Consider the following 13,122-nt stretch of genomic DNA (forward strand, 5'->3'; position numbering starts at 1 on the left):
AGGAAAGGAGAGCGCCCCAGTGGCGTCGAACCGGCCTGCCCCCGAGTTCTCCTACGGCTCGTCCGAAACCGATGACTTCGGTCCCGAGCGCGAGAACTGGGAGGAGTGGAATCCCACCGAGGAGTCCGTCCGTCCCGTCCGCGGCCGGCACCGCGTCGCGCGCCAGCGCGGCGGTCTCGCGCGCAGCTCCACCGTCCTCGGCGTCGGCGTGATCGCCGCCGTCGGTGCGGGCGGCATCGCGACCGCGCAGGGCGGCAAGCCGCCCGTCTCGCTCTCCCTGCCCGACCTGTCCGCGGTCAAGGACTCGCTGCCCGAGGCGAAGTCCCTGCCGGGCGTGGGCTCGCTGATATCCGAGGTCACCGGCTCCGACGAGGCCGGCACGGCGCCCGCGTCCTCCACGGCCCCGCTCACCACCGTGTCCGCCGAGGACGGCCAGGCCGACGCCGGCGAGGCCCTGCGGGCCCGCATCCTGGCGCAGGCCGAGACGCAGCAGGACGCCGCCGAGGCCGCCGAGCAGCAGGCCGCAGAGGAGGCCGCCACGCAGAAGGCCGCCGCCGAGGCCGCCGCGCAGCAGAAGGCGGCGCAGGACAAGGCGGACGCCAAGGAGGCCGCCGCCAAGAAGAAGGCGGAGGAGGAGGCCAGGGCGAAGGCCGAGGCCGAGCGCCTCGCCAAGCTGGCCAAGAGCTACAGGCTCCCCGTCGCCTCCTACACGACGACCGGCACCTTCGGGCAGCCCGGCGCCATGTGGTCCTCCGGCTACCACACGGGCCTCGACTTCGCGGCGTCCACGGGTACGCCGATCTACGCGATCCACTCCGGCACGGTCACCGAGGCCGGCTGGGCCGGTGCCTACGGATACCGCACGGTCCTCACCCTCGACGACGGCACCGAGCTGTGGTTCTGCCACCAGTCCTCGCTGAACGTGAGCGTGGGCCAGAAGGTCAGCACCGGCGACGTCATCGGCCGCATCGGCGCGACGGGCAACGTGACGGGGCCCCACCTCCACCTCGAGGTCCACCCCGGCGGCCAGGCCACCGGCGTCGACCCGGCCGCATGGCTGCGCGACAAGGGCCTCACCCCCTGAGCCCAGGCTCCCCGTGAACACCGGCGGTCCTGGCGGCAACCCCCCGACGTCAGGGCTGCCGGTCCCGGCATGCCCCGGCGCACGAGCGGCACACCGGCATGTGCGTGCATCATGCAGCCGATGGAATACCGTATTCCGTGCGGGCGTTGAGACCGGTCATGACTTCTCTTCGCATGCTCGGCTCCTCCGACCTCGAGGTCTTCCCTCTCTCCCTCGGCGGCAACGTCTTCGGATGGACGGCCGACGAGGCCACCTCCTTCGCGGTCCTCGACGCCTACACCGCAGCCGGCGGCAACTTCATCGACACCGCGGACTCCTACTCGGCCTGGGTCGAGGGCAACGAGGGCGGTGAGTCCGAGACCGTCATCGGCAAGTGGCTCGCCGGGCGCGGCCGCCACGACGACCTCGTCATCGCCACCAAGGTGAGCCAGCACCCGAAGTTCCCCGGCCTGACCGCCGCCAACATCAAGGCCGCCGCGGACGCCTCGCTGCAGCGCCTGGGCACCGACCACATCGACCTCTACTACACGCACTTCGACAAGACCGAGGTCCCCGTCGAGGAGATCATCGGCGCGCTCGACGAGCTGGTCAGGGCCGGCAAGGTCCGCCACATCGCCGCCTCCAACATCTCCGCGGCCCGCCTCCAGGAGTCCCTCGACCTGTCCGACCGCGAGGGCCTCGCCCGCTACGTCGCCCTCCAGCCCCACTACAACCTCGTCTCGCGCGACACCTACGAGGGCGAGCTCGAGCAGGTCGCCTCCCGCGCCGGACTCGGCGCCGTGCCCTACTACGCGCTCGCCGCCGGGTTCCTGACGGGCAAGTACCGCGCCGGCGTCACCGTCGACAGCCCCCGCGCCCAGGGCGCGGGCAAGCACCTGGAGACCGAGCGCGGCCGCGCCGTCCTCACCGCCCTCGACGAGATCGCCCAGGAGCACGGCGCCGAGATCGCCACGGTCGCCCTCGCCTGGCTCGCCGCGCAGCCCACCGTGACCGCCCCGATCGCCTCGGCGCGCACCGTGGAGCAGCTTCCGGCCCTGGTCGCCGTCGCCGACCTCACCCTGACCGAGGCCGAACTCCGGCGCCTCGACCGCGCCTCCGCCTGAGGCCGGCGCTCACCGGCGGCACGGGCTCACCAGCGGTACGGGGGGTACGCCGGGCCCTGCGGAGCCGCGGGGAAGACGGGCCGGGGCGGCGCGATCGCCCTGGCCCCGTACGCGAGCGCGGCCCGCGCATAGCCCTGCCGCCGCCACAGCGCGTCCAGCAGCTCCCGTTCCCGTACGACGAAGTCGGCGCCCGCCCGGCCGCGCTCGCCGCGGCGGCGCAGCAGCGCGAGGGACGTCGCACACTCCTCGTACTCCGTGACGGCGGACAGCGCCTGCCTGCCGCCGAAGTGCGCGGCGTACTCGCGGGCCAGGCGGCGCGCCTTGAGCGAGCCGAGAGCGAACGGCTCGGCCGGGGCCAGCCAGCCCGCCGCGACATAGGCGGGCAGCTCCTGGCGCACGGCCCGCAGCTCGCGCTGGCGCAGGAACACGGCGAGCCAGGTGACGAGGCCGAACACCGGCACCATGAACGTCGCGTAGACCGCGAAGAAGCCGTACTCGCCGAAGTTCGACGAGCCGTTCCAGAAGGCGTGCATGCCCATCGCGGTCAGCAGTCCGGCGAGCGGCAGCAGCACCCGGCGGGCGCGGCCGCGGTCGGGGGCCGTGACGGCGGCGACGCCGAATCCGATGCCGGTCAGCACCGTGAACAGCGGATGAGCGAACGGCGACATGATGACGCGGACGAAGAAGGTCGCGGCGGTCACCGACGTGAAACCGGGGCCGGTGCCGGTGAGCTGGTCGGTGCCGAACGCGTTGCCCAGATAGAGGATGTTCTCGGTGAACGCGAAGCCGGTCGCGGTGACGCCTGCGATGACGATGCCGTCCACGACCCCGGCGAAGTCGCGTCTGCGGAACAGGAAGACGAGGAGCACCGCCGCCGCCTTCGCCGACTCCTCGACCACCGGGGCGATCACGGTGGCGCCGAGCGTGTCGGCGCTCGACGGGTCGGCCGTCGCCGTCTCTATCCAGCGGGTCGCGAAGCTGTTGGCGACGATCGCGATGAGGGCCGCCGCGCAGGCGCCCCAGGCGAACGCGAAGACCGTGTTCCGCCACGGACCCGGGCGCACCCGGTCCAGCCAGCGGAACGCGGCTATCAGCAGCGGCACCGGCAGCACGGCCAGACCGAGCCCCACGAGGAAGCCCTCGGTGCCGGTCTGCTCCCGCACCAGCGCCAGGATCACCGCGCCCGACAGCGCCAGCAGCGCGGCGAGCGCCGTGGCCTGCACCCCCTTCCGCTCCCACCAGCGCGGATGCGGGACCGCGCCGCTCGGCGGCGTGCCGAGGGCGTGATCCTGCTGAGGCGGATACGTGGGGTAGTGGGCCACGGATTGACCCTAACGAGGGATGCCGGGTGCCGCGACGGGGCCCGGGTTCCCCCGCAGCTCAGCGGCGTCGGAACAGCAGGTCGTGCACGACGTGGCTCTTGTCCAGGCCCTTGCCCTCGAAGCGGGTCAGGGGGCGGAACGCGGGGCGCGGGGCGTAGCCGCCGCCGGGCACCGTGTTCTCGTAGTCGGGGTGCGCCGTGAGGACCTCGAGCATCTGCTCCGCGTAGTCCTCCCAGTCCGTCGCGCAGTGCACGATCGCGCCCGGCCTGAGCGGGCCGGCGACCAGGGACAGGAAGTCGGGCTGGATCAGGCGCCGCTTGTTGTGCCGCTTCTTGGGCCACGGGTCGGGGAAGTACACGCGCAGCCCGTCCAGGCTGTCGTCCGGGAGCATGGCGCGCAGCAGGATGATCGCGTCGCCGTTCGCCACCCGGACGTTCTTCATGCCGCCGCGGTCCGCCAGGTTCAGCAGGTTGCCCTGGCCCGGGGTGTGCACGTCGACCGCGAGGATGCCCGTCGTCGGATCGTCCGCGGCCATCTGGGCCGTGGCCTCGCCCATGCCGAAGCCGATCTCCAGGACGATCCGCTCCACGCCGGGGAACAGCGCGGGCAGGTCGAGCGTCTGCCGGCCGTCGATGTCCAGGCCCCACTGGGGCCACAGGCGCTGCAGGGCGTCGGCCTGGGCGGTGGTGACCCTGCTGCGGCGGGGCTGGAAGCTGCGGATGCGGCGCTCGAAGTGGGAGCCGGCGGGGTCCGGGCGGGGGCCGTCCGGGAAGCGGGGCTCGTTCGGGCGGGCGGGGACGTGATTCTCAGGCGACTCAGACACAATGCCCCCGATTTTACGTACCGCGCGCCCCCTCGGCGCCGGGTACGCGACCGTCACAGGGCGGCCAGGGCCCGGGTGGCGATGTGGCGGCCGATGGGGAGGGCGGCTGTCGCCGCGGGTGACGGCGCGTTCAGCACGTGGACCGCGCGCGGCCCCTCGCGGATGAGGAAGTCGTCCACCAGCGTCCCGTCCCGCAGCACGGCCTGCGCCCGCACCCCCGCCTCCGCAGGCACCAGATCCGCCCCGTCGACGGCCGGTACCAGCCTCCGCACCGCCCGCGCGAACGCCCCCCGGGACGCGGACCGCAGCACCTCCCCGGCCCCGTACCGCCAGTGCTGCCGCGCCAGGTGCCAGGACCCGGGCCAGCCGAGCGTCCCGGCCAGGTCCCGCGGCCGCACCACGCCCCATCCGTAGCCCTCGCGGGCCAGCGCCGGGACCGCGTTGGGTCCCACGTGGACGCCTCCGTCGACGCCCCGCGTCAGATGCACCCCGAGGAACGGGAACGCCGGGTCCGGCACCGGATAGACCAGCCCCCGCACCAGCTCGGGCCGGGCCAGCTCGAAGTACTCACCCCGGAACGGCACGATCCGCATGCCCGGGTCGTCCCCCGTCAGCCGCGCCACCTCGTCGCAGTGCAGCCCCGCGCAGTTCACCAGGACCCGCGCCCGCACCACGTCCCCCGCGCGCGTGCGCACCGCGACCCCGCGCCCCGGGCGCCGGTCGACCTGCACGACCTCCGCCCCGTAGCGGACCTCGGCGCCGGACACTTCGGCGAGCCGCTCCGCGACCGCCCGGTAGTCCGCGATCCCCGTCGTGCCCACGTGGATCGCCGCCAGGCCGCGCACCTGCGGCTCGTACTCCTGGATCTGGACCGGGCCGAGCTCGCGCACCGCGATCCCGTTCTCCCGGCCGCGCTGGACCAGTGCGTGCAGCCGCGGCAGCTCGTCCCGCTCGGTGGCGACGATCAGCTTGCCGGTGACCTCGTGCGCGATCCCGTACTCCGCGCAGAACGTGACCATCTCGGCCGCCCCGCGCACCGCGAACCGCGCCTTGAGCGAGCCCGGGCGGTAGTAGATCCCGCTGTGGATCACCCCGCTGTTGCGCCCCGTCTGGTGGCGGGCCGGGCCCGGCTCCTTCTCCAGGACGACGACGCGGGTGCCCGGCGCGGCCCGGGAGACGGCATACGCGGTGGACAGCCCGACGATCCCGCCGCCGACCACCAGCACGTCCCCGTCCAGCACAGCCGTCCCCACCAGGCCTCACCTCCACGCCCTGCATCTTGCCCGACGCCACTGACAGTCCCGACGCCACCGACCAGTCCCGACCCGCCGACAGCGCCGACAGGTCCGTGGGTCCCGCCCGGCCCCGGGACACGGAGGTGAGGACCCGGGCCGGGGGCTACGCCGGAGCCATCAGGAGGGGGCGCGCCCGTTCCCGTAGTTCCACGACTCTCGGCTCGTCGCCGTACGGCTCCAGACGGTGCAGCAGGTCCTTCACGTACTCCGTGGTGCGCGCGGACGAGATGCGGCCCGCGACCTCGAGCGCCCGTGTGCCCTGCTCGCACGCCGCGTCCAGGTTCCCCGACTCCAGCTCGGCGACCGCCGACACCACCAGGCGCAGCCCGTGCGAGCGCACGAACTCCTCCGTGGGCCGCGACAGCGCCTGCTCCGTGAACCGGCGCACCTGACGCGGCGCCTTCAGGTCCCGGTAGCACTCGGCCGCGTCCGCCGCGAAACGGTCGTACGAGTAGAAGCCCAGCCACGACGGATCGTTGTCACCGTCGCGGGAGCGCTCCAGCCAGCCCTCGGCGGCCTTGAGCGAGGCGCCGGCCGCCTGCGCGTCACCGGTACGCGCGTGCGCGCGCGCCTCGACGAGCCGGAAGAAGCTCATCGTGCGGGCGGTCGCCAGGCTCTTGTTCCGCTCCAGCGCCGCCTGCGCCAGGTCGACGCCCTCGTCGCCGAAGCCGCGGTACGTCGCCTGCAGCGACATCGAGGCGAGCACGTAGCCGCCGAGCGGGACGTCGGCCGCGGCCCGCGCGAGCCGCAGCGCCTGGATGTAGTACCGCTGCGCCGCCTCCTGCTGACCCGTGTCGAACGCCATCCACCCGGCTAGGCGCGTCAGTTCGGCCGCGGCGCCGAACAGGGAGCGGCCCACGTCGTCCGAGTACGAGCCGAGCAGCAGCGGTGCCGCCTCCACCCGCAGGCACTCGGGCACCATCGACGAACGCCAGTCCCCGCCGCCGTACTTGGAGTCCCAGCGGCGTGCGTCCTGTGCGGCCTCGCGCAGCTTCTGCACGTCACTGTGGCCGACCTTCTGCGGTGCGCCCTCCTCGGCACCGTGCGCCTCGCGCGCGACCGACGAGTCGGCCGGGGTTATCAGCCATCGCGAGGCCGGTGTGGCGTACGCGCTCACCGCGAAGGACCCGGCGAGCGACTGCCAGATCCCGCCACCGCCCGCGCGGCGGCCCGCCAGATCGAGGCGGTACAGCTCCGTCGCCGACCGCACCGCCGCCCGCACGTCCCGCGGGAAGGCGAGCCCCACCTCGGGCGCGGGGTCCGCGTCCGCCAGGCCGATCTCGTGCAACGGCACAGGCCGGCCCAGCTTCTGGCCGATCGCGGCCGCGATGAGGTGCGGGGCGGCGCCCTGCGGCACCATGCCCTTCGACACCCAGCGCGCCACGGACGTCTTGTCGTAGCGCAGCGTCAGTCCGCGCTGCGACCCCAGATCGTTGACCCGGCGCGCCAGTCCGGCGTTGCTGATTCCCGCGAGGGCGAGAACGGCGCCGAGTTTCTCGTTCGGCCCGCGTTGCTCCCTGGACATGCGTCACCCCTCGACACAGACGGCTGCCGCGCCTGGCGGCTACGCCGAGAAGACGGCCCGACTCGGCCTGGCATAACCGCGCGGCATTCGTACACCCAGCGTAGTTCGCCGCCTCCCAAGCGTTAAGGGCGGTGGTTCCAGATGGCGGGATTGTTGTCCGTACTGAAGTACGGCGCAGGCCACGCCGTGTGACCGTGTGCTCCGCCCGTGGTGCCGTGCGCCCACACGTGCGCTCTTGGCCGTCCCCCGGGGGAGCGCTTCCATGGGACCTGCGTGGGTCGGCCCGCTGTACTGGATCCAGCGGGCTGGGGGACACCGCCGCCTTCATCCCCGCGGGCGGTGGAACGGTCCGGGAGGCGAACTGCGCCTCCCGGACTGCGCGTTGCGCGCTGTGGCCGAAGCGGGTCGGCCGGCTCCGGCCAACCCGCGCCGATTTGGCCGAATCTCACCGTTGTTGTGCCGTTGTCGTTCCGTGCTGCGTGGGTAGTACCACGGTTCAACGACCGCTCAAAAGGGGCGCATCCGGGGGAGCACACGCCATTTTCCGCTCCCTTCATGCGTCCTCCAGGACGCCTCCTTCGTGGCAGCATGGGGATCCCTTGGATGTCCACAGCGTGTGGAGGCGGCGATGCGGTGGTTGGTGGGGTGGAGCAGTACCGCCGCCGGGCCCCTCGCCCCCGGTTCCGCCGGAGCGACCGGGACGGACGGCGAGACGGTCCACCCGGTGGGGTCCCAACTCCTGTGGGGAGACCCGGATCCCCTGTGGGCGGTCGGTGACTGGCGCCCCGACGAAGTACGCATCGTGAAGGTCGACGACCAGACCCGGATCGCGGTCCTCGGCGTCTGCGGCGCCACCGACGAGCAGCTGCGCGTCGGCCTGTTCGCCGCCCGCGGCGGCGCCCTGCGCCACCTGACCGCCTGGCCCGGCAGCTACACGGCCGTCGTCCGGGCCGGCCGCCGCGTCACCGTCCTCGGTGACCTCGCGGGCGCCCGGCCCGTCTTCCACACCCCCTGGGCCGGCGGCACCGCCTACGCCACCGCAGCCCTCCCCCTCGCCGACCTCATCGAGGCCAACCTCGACGTCGGACACCTCGCCGCGCTCCTCGCCGCCCCCGACGTGCCCGAGGCGCTGCACGACTCGACCCCCTACGAGGGCGTGCGCCGCATCCCGCCCGGACACGCGCTCGTGCTGCGCGCCGGATCCCGCGAGATCGCCGGCTACGAACCCGTCGCCTCCCTCGCCGTCGCCGCCACCCCCACCGACCCCGCCGACGCCGTGGACGGCGTACGGGACGCCCTCGTGGACGCCGTACGCACCCGGCTCGCCGCACCCCGGCACGTGCCCGGCACCGACCTCGACCCCGGTCCCGTACCCGGCATGGGGCCCGCCGAGCGGCGCGCCGCGCGCGGGATGCCCGTGCCCGGCATCGGCGCCGACCTCTCCGGCGGTCCCGCCTCCGGCACCCTCGCACTGCTCGCGGCCGGACTGCCCGGACTGCCCGGCACCGTCCTCGGGCACGGCACCGGCGCGGGCGAGCGCCTGCTCGCGGTCACCTTCAACGACCTCACCTCCGCGCCCGCCCACCACGAGGCCGAACTGGAGCGCGCCGGCGTCCTCGCCGCCAACCCGCGCCTGCACCACGTCGTCGTCGCGGGCGGCGAGGAGACCCTGCCCTACGCCGAGTTGGACGGGCCCCTCACGGACGAGCCCAGCGCCGCCCTCGTGACCGCCGCCCGGCACCGCGCGCGCCTCGCCTCCGAGACCGCGGGCGTCTACCGGGCCGAACACCTCGCCGCCCGCCTGCTCGACGAGCACGGCGCCGACGCCCTCGCCGCCACCGACGACCTCGCCGCGCTCGTGCGCCGCGCCGCCGAGGACGCGTACGACGAGGGGTACGAGCGCGGCGTCCACGACCACGACGCCACCGCGATCCTCACCGCGCTGCTGCGCCTGCACGCCGGGGCCGGACTGCTGCGCCACCCGCCCGCGGCCCGCGCCGCCGCGCAGATGTTCTGGGCGCACGAGGTGCCCCGGGAGGAGCGGGAGCCGCTCACCCGCCGCGCCCGCTCGCTCGCCCGCGCCCGCGACACCTTCGGGCTCGCCCCTGCCGTCGACGACTTCCGCGCGGAGCTCGCCGCGCGCATGGGCGGCGACGCGGACGCGGCGCGCTATCTCTTCGACGAGCTGAGCTGCGCGCCCGACGGTTTCGTCACCGCGACCCGCGTGCGCACCTTCCTCGACAAGTTCCGCCGCACGGTGGACGGTCCGGCCTACGAGGAGGACCTGCGCGGGCTGCCCGACATCGCGTCCCGGCGCCAGATCGTCGAGGCCTGGCTCGCGGCGTACGCCGCGTCCGCGGACCCGGCGGGGGAGAGCGCCGCCGATCTGCCCGAGGCCGTCGCCGTCGAACTCTGCCCGGACCTCGCGCGCTACGACGAGTCCGCCGACCTCACCGCCACCGTCACCGGACTGCTCGGCACCCATCCGCGCGTCCAGGGCCGCGCCCTCACGGTCCGGCTCGACGAACTCCTGTCCCGAACCCGGCAGTTCCGCACCGCGACCGTCCCCGGCTACCGCGCCTACCAGAAGCTGCGCACACGCCTCGCCGCCGTCGAGCGAGACCGGCTGCGGCTGGACGAGCACCGCCCGCGCGTCCTGTCGACGTTCGTGCGCAGCCGGCTGATCGACGAGGTCTACCTGCCGCTGATCGGCGACAACCTCGCCGCCCAGCTCGGCAGCGCGGGCGGCCTGCTGCTGCTCGTCTCGCCGCCCGGCTACGGCAAGACGACGCTCATGGAGTACGTCGCCGACCGGCTCGGGATGATCCTCGTGAAGGTCAACGGGCCCGCGCTCGGCCACGGTGTCACCTCCCTCGACCCGGCCGAGGCGCCGAACGCCGCGGCCCGCCAGGAGGTCGAGAAGATCAACTTCGCCCTGGAGGCGGGCAACAACGTCCTGCTCCACCTCGACGACATCCAGCACACCTCGCCCGAACTGCTGCAGAAGTTCATCTCCCTGTGCGACGCCCAGCGCCGCATGGAGGGCGTCTGGAACGGCCGGTCCCGCACCTACGACCTGCGCGGCAAGCGCTTCGTGGTCTGCATGGCCGGCAACCCCTACACCGAGTCCGGTGCCCGCTTCCGCATCCCCGACATGCTCGCCAACCGCGCCGACGTGTGGAACCTCGGCGACGTCCTGACCGGCAAGGAGGAGGCCTTCGCCACCTCCTTCGTCGAGAACGCGCTCACCGCCAACCCGCACCTCGCCCCGCTCGCCGGCCGGGACCGCGCCGACCTCGACCTGCTCGTCCGGCTCGCCGCGGGCGACCCCACCGCCCGGCCCGACCGGCTCGTGCACGCCTACCCGGCCGCCGAGCGCGAGCGCATCGTCACGGTGCTGCGCCATCTGCTCGCCGCCCGCGGCACCGTCCTCGCCGTGAACGCCGCCTACATCGCGTCCGCCGCCCAGGACCCGGCGACCCGCACCGAACCGCCCTTCCGGCTGCAGGGCTCGTACCGCGACATGAACAAGATCGCCGCGCGGATCGATCCCGCGATGAACGACGCCGAGCTCGCCGCCGTCGTCGACGACCACTACGCGAGCGAGGCCCAGACCCTCACCACGGGCGCGGAGGCCAACCTGCTCAAGCTCGCCGAGCTGCGCGGCACGCTCGACGCCCGGCAGAGCGCCCGCTGGGACGAGATCAGGGCCGGGCACGTCCGGGCCCGCACCCTGGGCGGTCCCGACACCGATCCGCTGGTGCGTGCCGTGGCCGCGCTCGGACTGCTCGCCGACCGGGTCGCCGCCGTCGAGTCCGCCATCACGCGCGCCTCCACCGCGCCCCCGCGGTGAACGCACCGCCCCGATGGGGGACCTCGCCGCACTCTGCGCTACAAAGGGCCTGGGGCGAGACCAGCGAGGTGGGGGTACATATGGCGGCGGAGCGGGGCATACCGGCCGAATTCCTGGACGGCTTCGTGCGCATCGTCGCCGAGGCCTCCACGACCGGCCGCAGGCTGACCCGCGACGAGCTCGACTCCCGGCGCGCCCTCGGCGAGCGCGCCGCCGAGGCCGGACACGGCCTGCGCACCCTCGTCGGCGTCCACCTCGCGGCGGCCCGCGCCCACACCTACGACCGCGCCGCCACCCTCGACGGCGTGCTCACCGCCGTCGAGCAGGGCGTCGACGCCTTCGCCGAAGGGTACGAGCGGGCCCAGCGGCTCGCCGTGCGCCGCGAGGAGGCGGCCCGCCGCGAGTTCATCGACGACCTGCTGCACGGGCGCAGCGACCTCGGCCTGCTCGCCGAGCGCGCCGAACGCTTCGGGCTCCGGCTCTCCTTCGCGCACGCCGTCGCCGTGGCCCAGGGCGAGCGGTCCTACGACGAGGGCGACAGCGCCCCGCGCGACGTGGAGCGGGCCCTGACCGCCCGGTTCGGCGACCGGAACGTCCTGCTGACCACCAAGGACGGCCGTCTCGTGTGCATCGCGCCCGGTGACCAGGACGAGGTCCTCGCGCACTTCGCCAAGCAGGCGCACGCCGCCACCGACGGCGGCCGGGTCGCCATCGGCCGCCCGCAGTCCGGACCCGGCGGCGTCGTCCAGTCCTACGAAGAGGCCCTGGGCGCCCTCGACCTCGCCGTCCGCCTCGAACTCGACGAACCGGTCCTGCGCGCCGCCGACCTCCTCGTCTACCCGGTCCTCACCCGCGACCGGCAGGCCATGGCCGACCTCGTGCTGAACGCGCTCGGTCCGCTCCAGCAGGCCCGCGGCGGCGCCCGGCCCCTGATCGAGACGCTCGCCGTCTACTTCGACACCGGCTGCGTCGCCGCCGAGGCGGCCCGCCGCCTCTCCCTCAGCGTCCGCGCGTTCACCTACCGGCTCGCCCGCATCCACCAGCTGACCGGCGCCGACCCCGCGGACCCGGTCCACCGGTACACGCTGCAGACGGCCGTGATCGGGGCACGCCTCCTGGACTGGCCGGCGCAGCAGTTCTGACCGCCGCCGCCCGGCACCCCTGCGCAGAACCCCTCCCGCACCTTAGAGTTGATCATCCGTCAGCCGCAGCAGGGCTGCCGGTTCGCTCGGCAACTGGGGGAGTGGGCTCATGGTGGAACCGGTCTCGGCCGTCCTGGGGGTGCTCGTCGCCGTCGGCTCCGGCACGGCCAACGAAGCGGGCAAACAGCTGTGGGAGACCGCAGGCGCACTGGTGCGGCGCATCACCGGACGCGAGGTCGCCGCGCCCGCCACGGCCACGGAGCGACAGGACCTCGCCGCCTCGATCGTCGCCGCATGTGCCGACCGTCCCGAACTCCTCGCCCAGTTCCTCCAGTTGACCCGCGGACTGCCGGGGCCGCCCGACTGGCCGGCCGGTGCACCGCCCCGGCTGCCGTCCGCGCCGTACGTCTTCACCGACCGGCGCGAGATCCTGCGCGGCCTCGACGAGGAGTCCGCCCGGCCCTTCCGGGGGCGCCCCCGCACCGTCCAGCTGCACGGCCCCGAGGGCATCGGCACCACCGCGGCCGTCCTCCACTGGGGATGGCGGCGCGCCGACCGCTTCCCCGACGGACAGCTCTACGCCGACGTGCGCGGCGCGACACCCGGCGAGACGGCGGCCCGGCTGCTGCGCCGGATCGGGACGCCCGACGACCGGATACCGCCCGCGGCAGCCGACCGTGTCGACGCGCTGCGCGGACTCCTCGGGGAGCGGCGGGTGCTCGTCGTCCTCGACCACGTGACGTCCACCGCCCAGGTGCGCCCGCTCGTCGTCCCCGGGCCCGGGGTGTGCACCGTCGTCGTGGCCCGCGAACGGTTCGCCGGGCTCGGCGCCGTGCACCTGCCGCTGGGACCGCTGCCGCCCCGGGACGCGCGGCGGGTCCTGACGGGCGTCGCCGGGAAGGCCGCCGTCGCCGCCGCCCGGGCCACGCTGCCCGCCGTGCTCGACCGGTGCGCCGGACACCCCTACGCTCTGCA

The 13,122-nt window shown here is 74.4% G+C and carries 8 protein-coding genes and 1 pseudogene; 5 read left to right on the plus strand and 4 right to left on the minus strand.

Annotated elements, in window-relative coordinates:
• Positions 1–19: 19 nt before the first annotated feature.
• Positions 20–1,084 (plus strand): M23 family metallopeptidase, encoded by a 1,065-nt coding sequence (locus GTW43_RS03470; RefSeq protein ID WP_161300130.1) that lies wholly within the window; start codon positions 20–22, stop codon positions 1,082–1,084.
• A gap of 158 nt (positions 1,085–1,242) precedes the next feature.
• Positions 1,243–2,187: an aldo/keto reductase gene (locus tag GTW43_RS03475; RefSeq protein WP_161300131.1), complete on the plus strand. Its 945-nt coding sequence runs from the start codon at positions 1,243–1,245 to the stop codon at positions 2,185–2,187.
• A gap of 26 nt (positions 2,188–2,213) precedes the next feature.
• Here GTW43_RS03475 and GTW43_RS03480 read toward each other — a convergent pair whose 3' ends face one another.
• The 4 genes from GTW43_RS03480 to GTW43_RS03495 form a co-directional block, all read right to left on the minus strand.
• Positions 2,214–3,509, minus strand: a complete 1,296-nt coding sequence (locus tag GTW43_RS03480; protein WP_161300132.1) for a PrsW family intramembrane metalloprotease — start codon at positions 3,507–3,509, stop codon at positions 2,214–2,216.
• Positions 3,510–3,567: 58 nt separating this feature from the next.
• Entirely contained in the window at positions 3,568–4,332 is a 765-nt protein-coding gene (trmB, locus tag GTW43_RS03485) for a tRNA (guanosine(46)-N7)-methyltransferase TrmB (RefSeq protein ID WP_343245883.1), read from the minus strand.
• A 53-nt stretch (positions 4,333–4,385) separates the two neighbouring features.
• Positions 4,386–5,585, minus strand: coding sequence for an L-2-hydroxyglutarate oxidase (gene lhgO, locus GTW43_RS03490; RefSeq protein ID WP_343245884.1), 1,200 nt, complete (start codon positions 5,583–5,585; stop codon positions 4,386–4,388).
• Between the two features lie 145 nt (positions 5,586–5,730).
• Positions 5,731–7,152 carry an MFS transporter gene (locus GTW43_RS03495; RefSeq protein WP_161300134.1) on the minus strand — a complete coding sequence of 474 codons (1,422 nt, stop codon included), beginning with the start codon at positions 7,150–7,152 and terminating at the stop codon, positions 5,731–5,733.
• A gap of 628 nt (positions 7,153–7,780) precedes the next feature.
• On the opposite strand from GTW43_RS03495, the gene GTW43_RS03500 reads away from it, so the two are divergent.
• The 3 genes and pseudogenes from GTW43_RS03500 to GTW43_RS03510 form a co-directional block, all read left to right on the plus strand.
• A complete protein-coding gene (locus GTW43_RS03500) occupies positions 7,781–11,005 on the plus strand; it encodes an AAA family ATPase (RefSeq protein ID WP_237536375.1) in 3,225 nt (1,074 codons plus the stop codon).
• Between the two features lie 80 nt (positions 11,006–11,085).
• Complete coding sequence (locus tag GTW43_RS03505) at positions 11,086–12,147, plus strand: helix-turn-helix domain-containing protein (RefSeq protein WP_161300135.1); 1,062 nt, start codon at positions 11,086–11,088, stop codon at positions 12,145–12,147.
• Between the two features lie 109 nt (positions 12,148–12,256).
• Positions 12,257–13,122 (plus strand): annotated as a pseudogene (locus GTW43_RS03510) (tetratricopeptide repeat protein); the annotation flags it as partial.

The sequence above is a fragment of the Streptomyces sp. SID5785 genome (genome assembly GCF_009870065.1).
Taxonomy (GTDB): domain Bacteria; phylum Actinomycetota; class Actinomycetes; order Streptomycetales; family Streptomycetaceae; genus Streptomyces.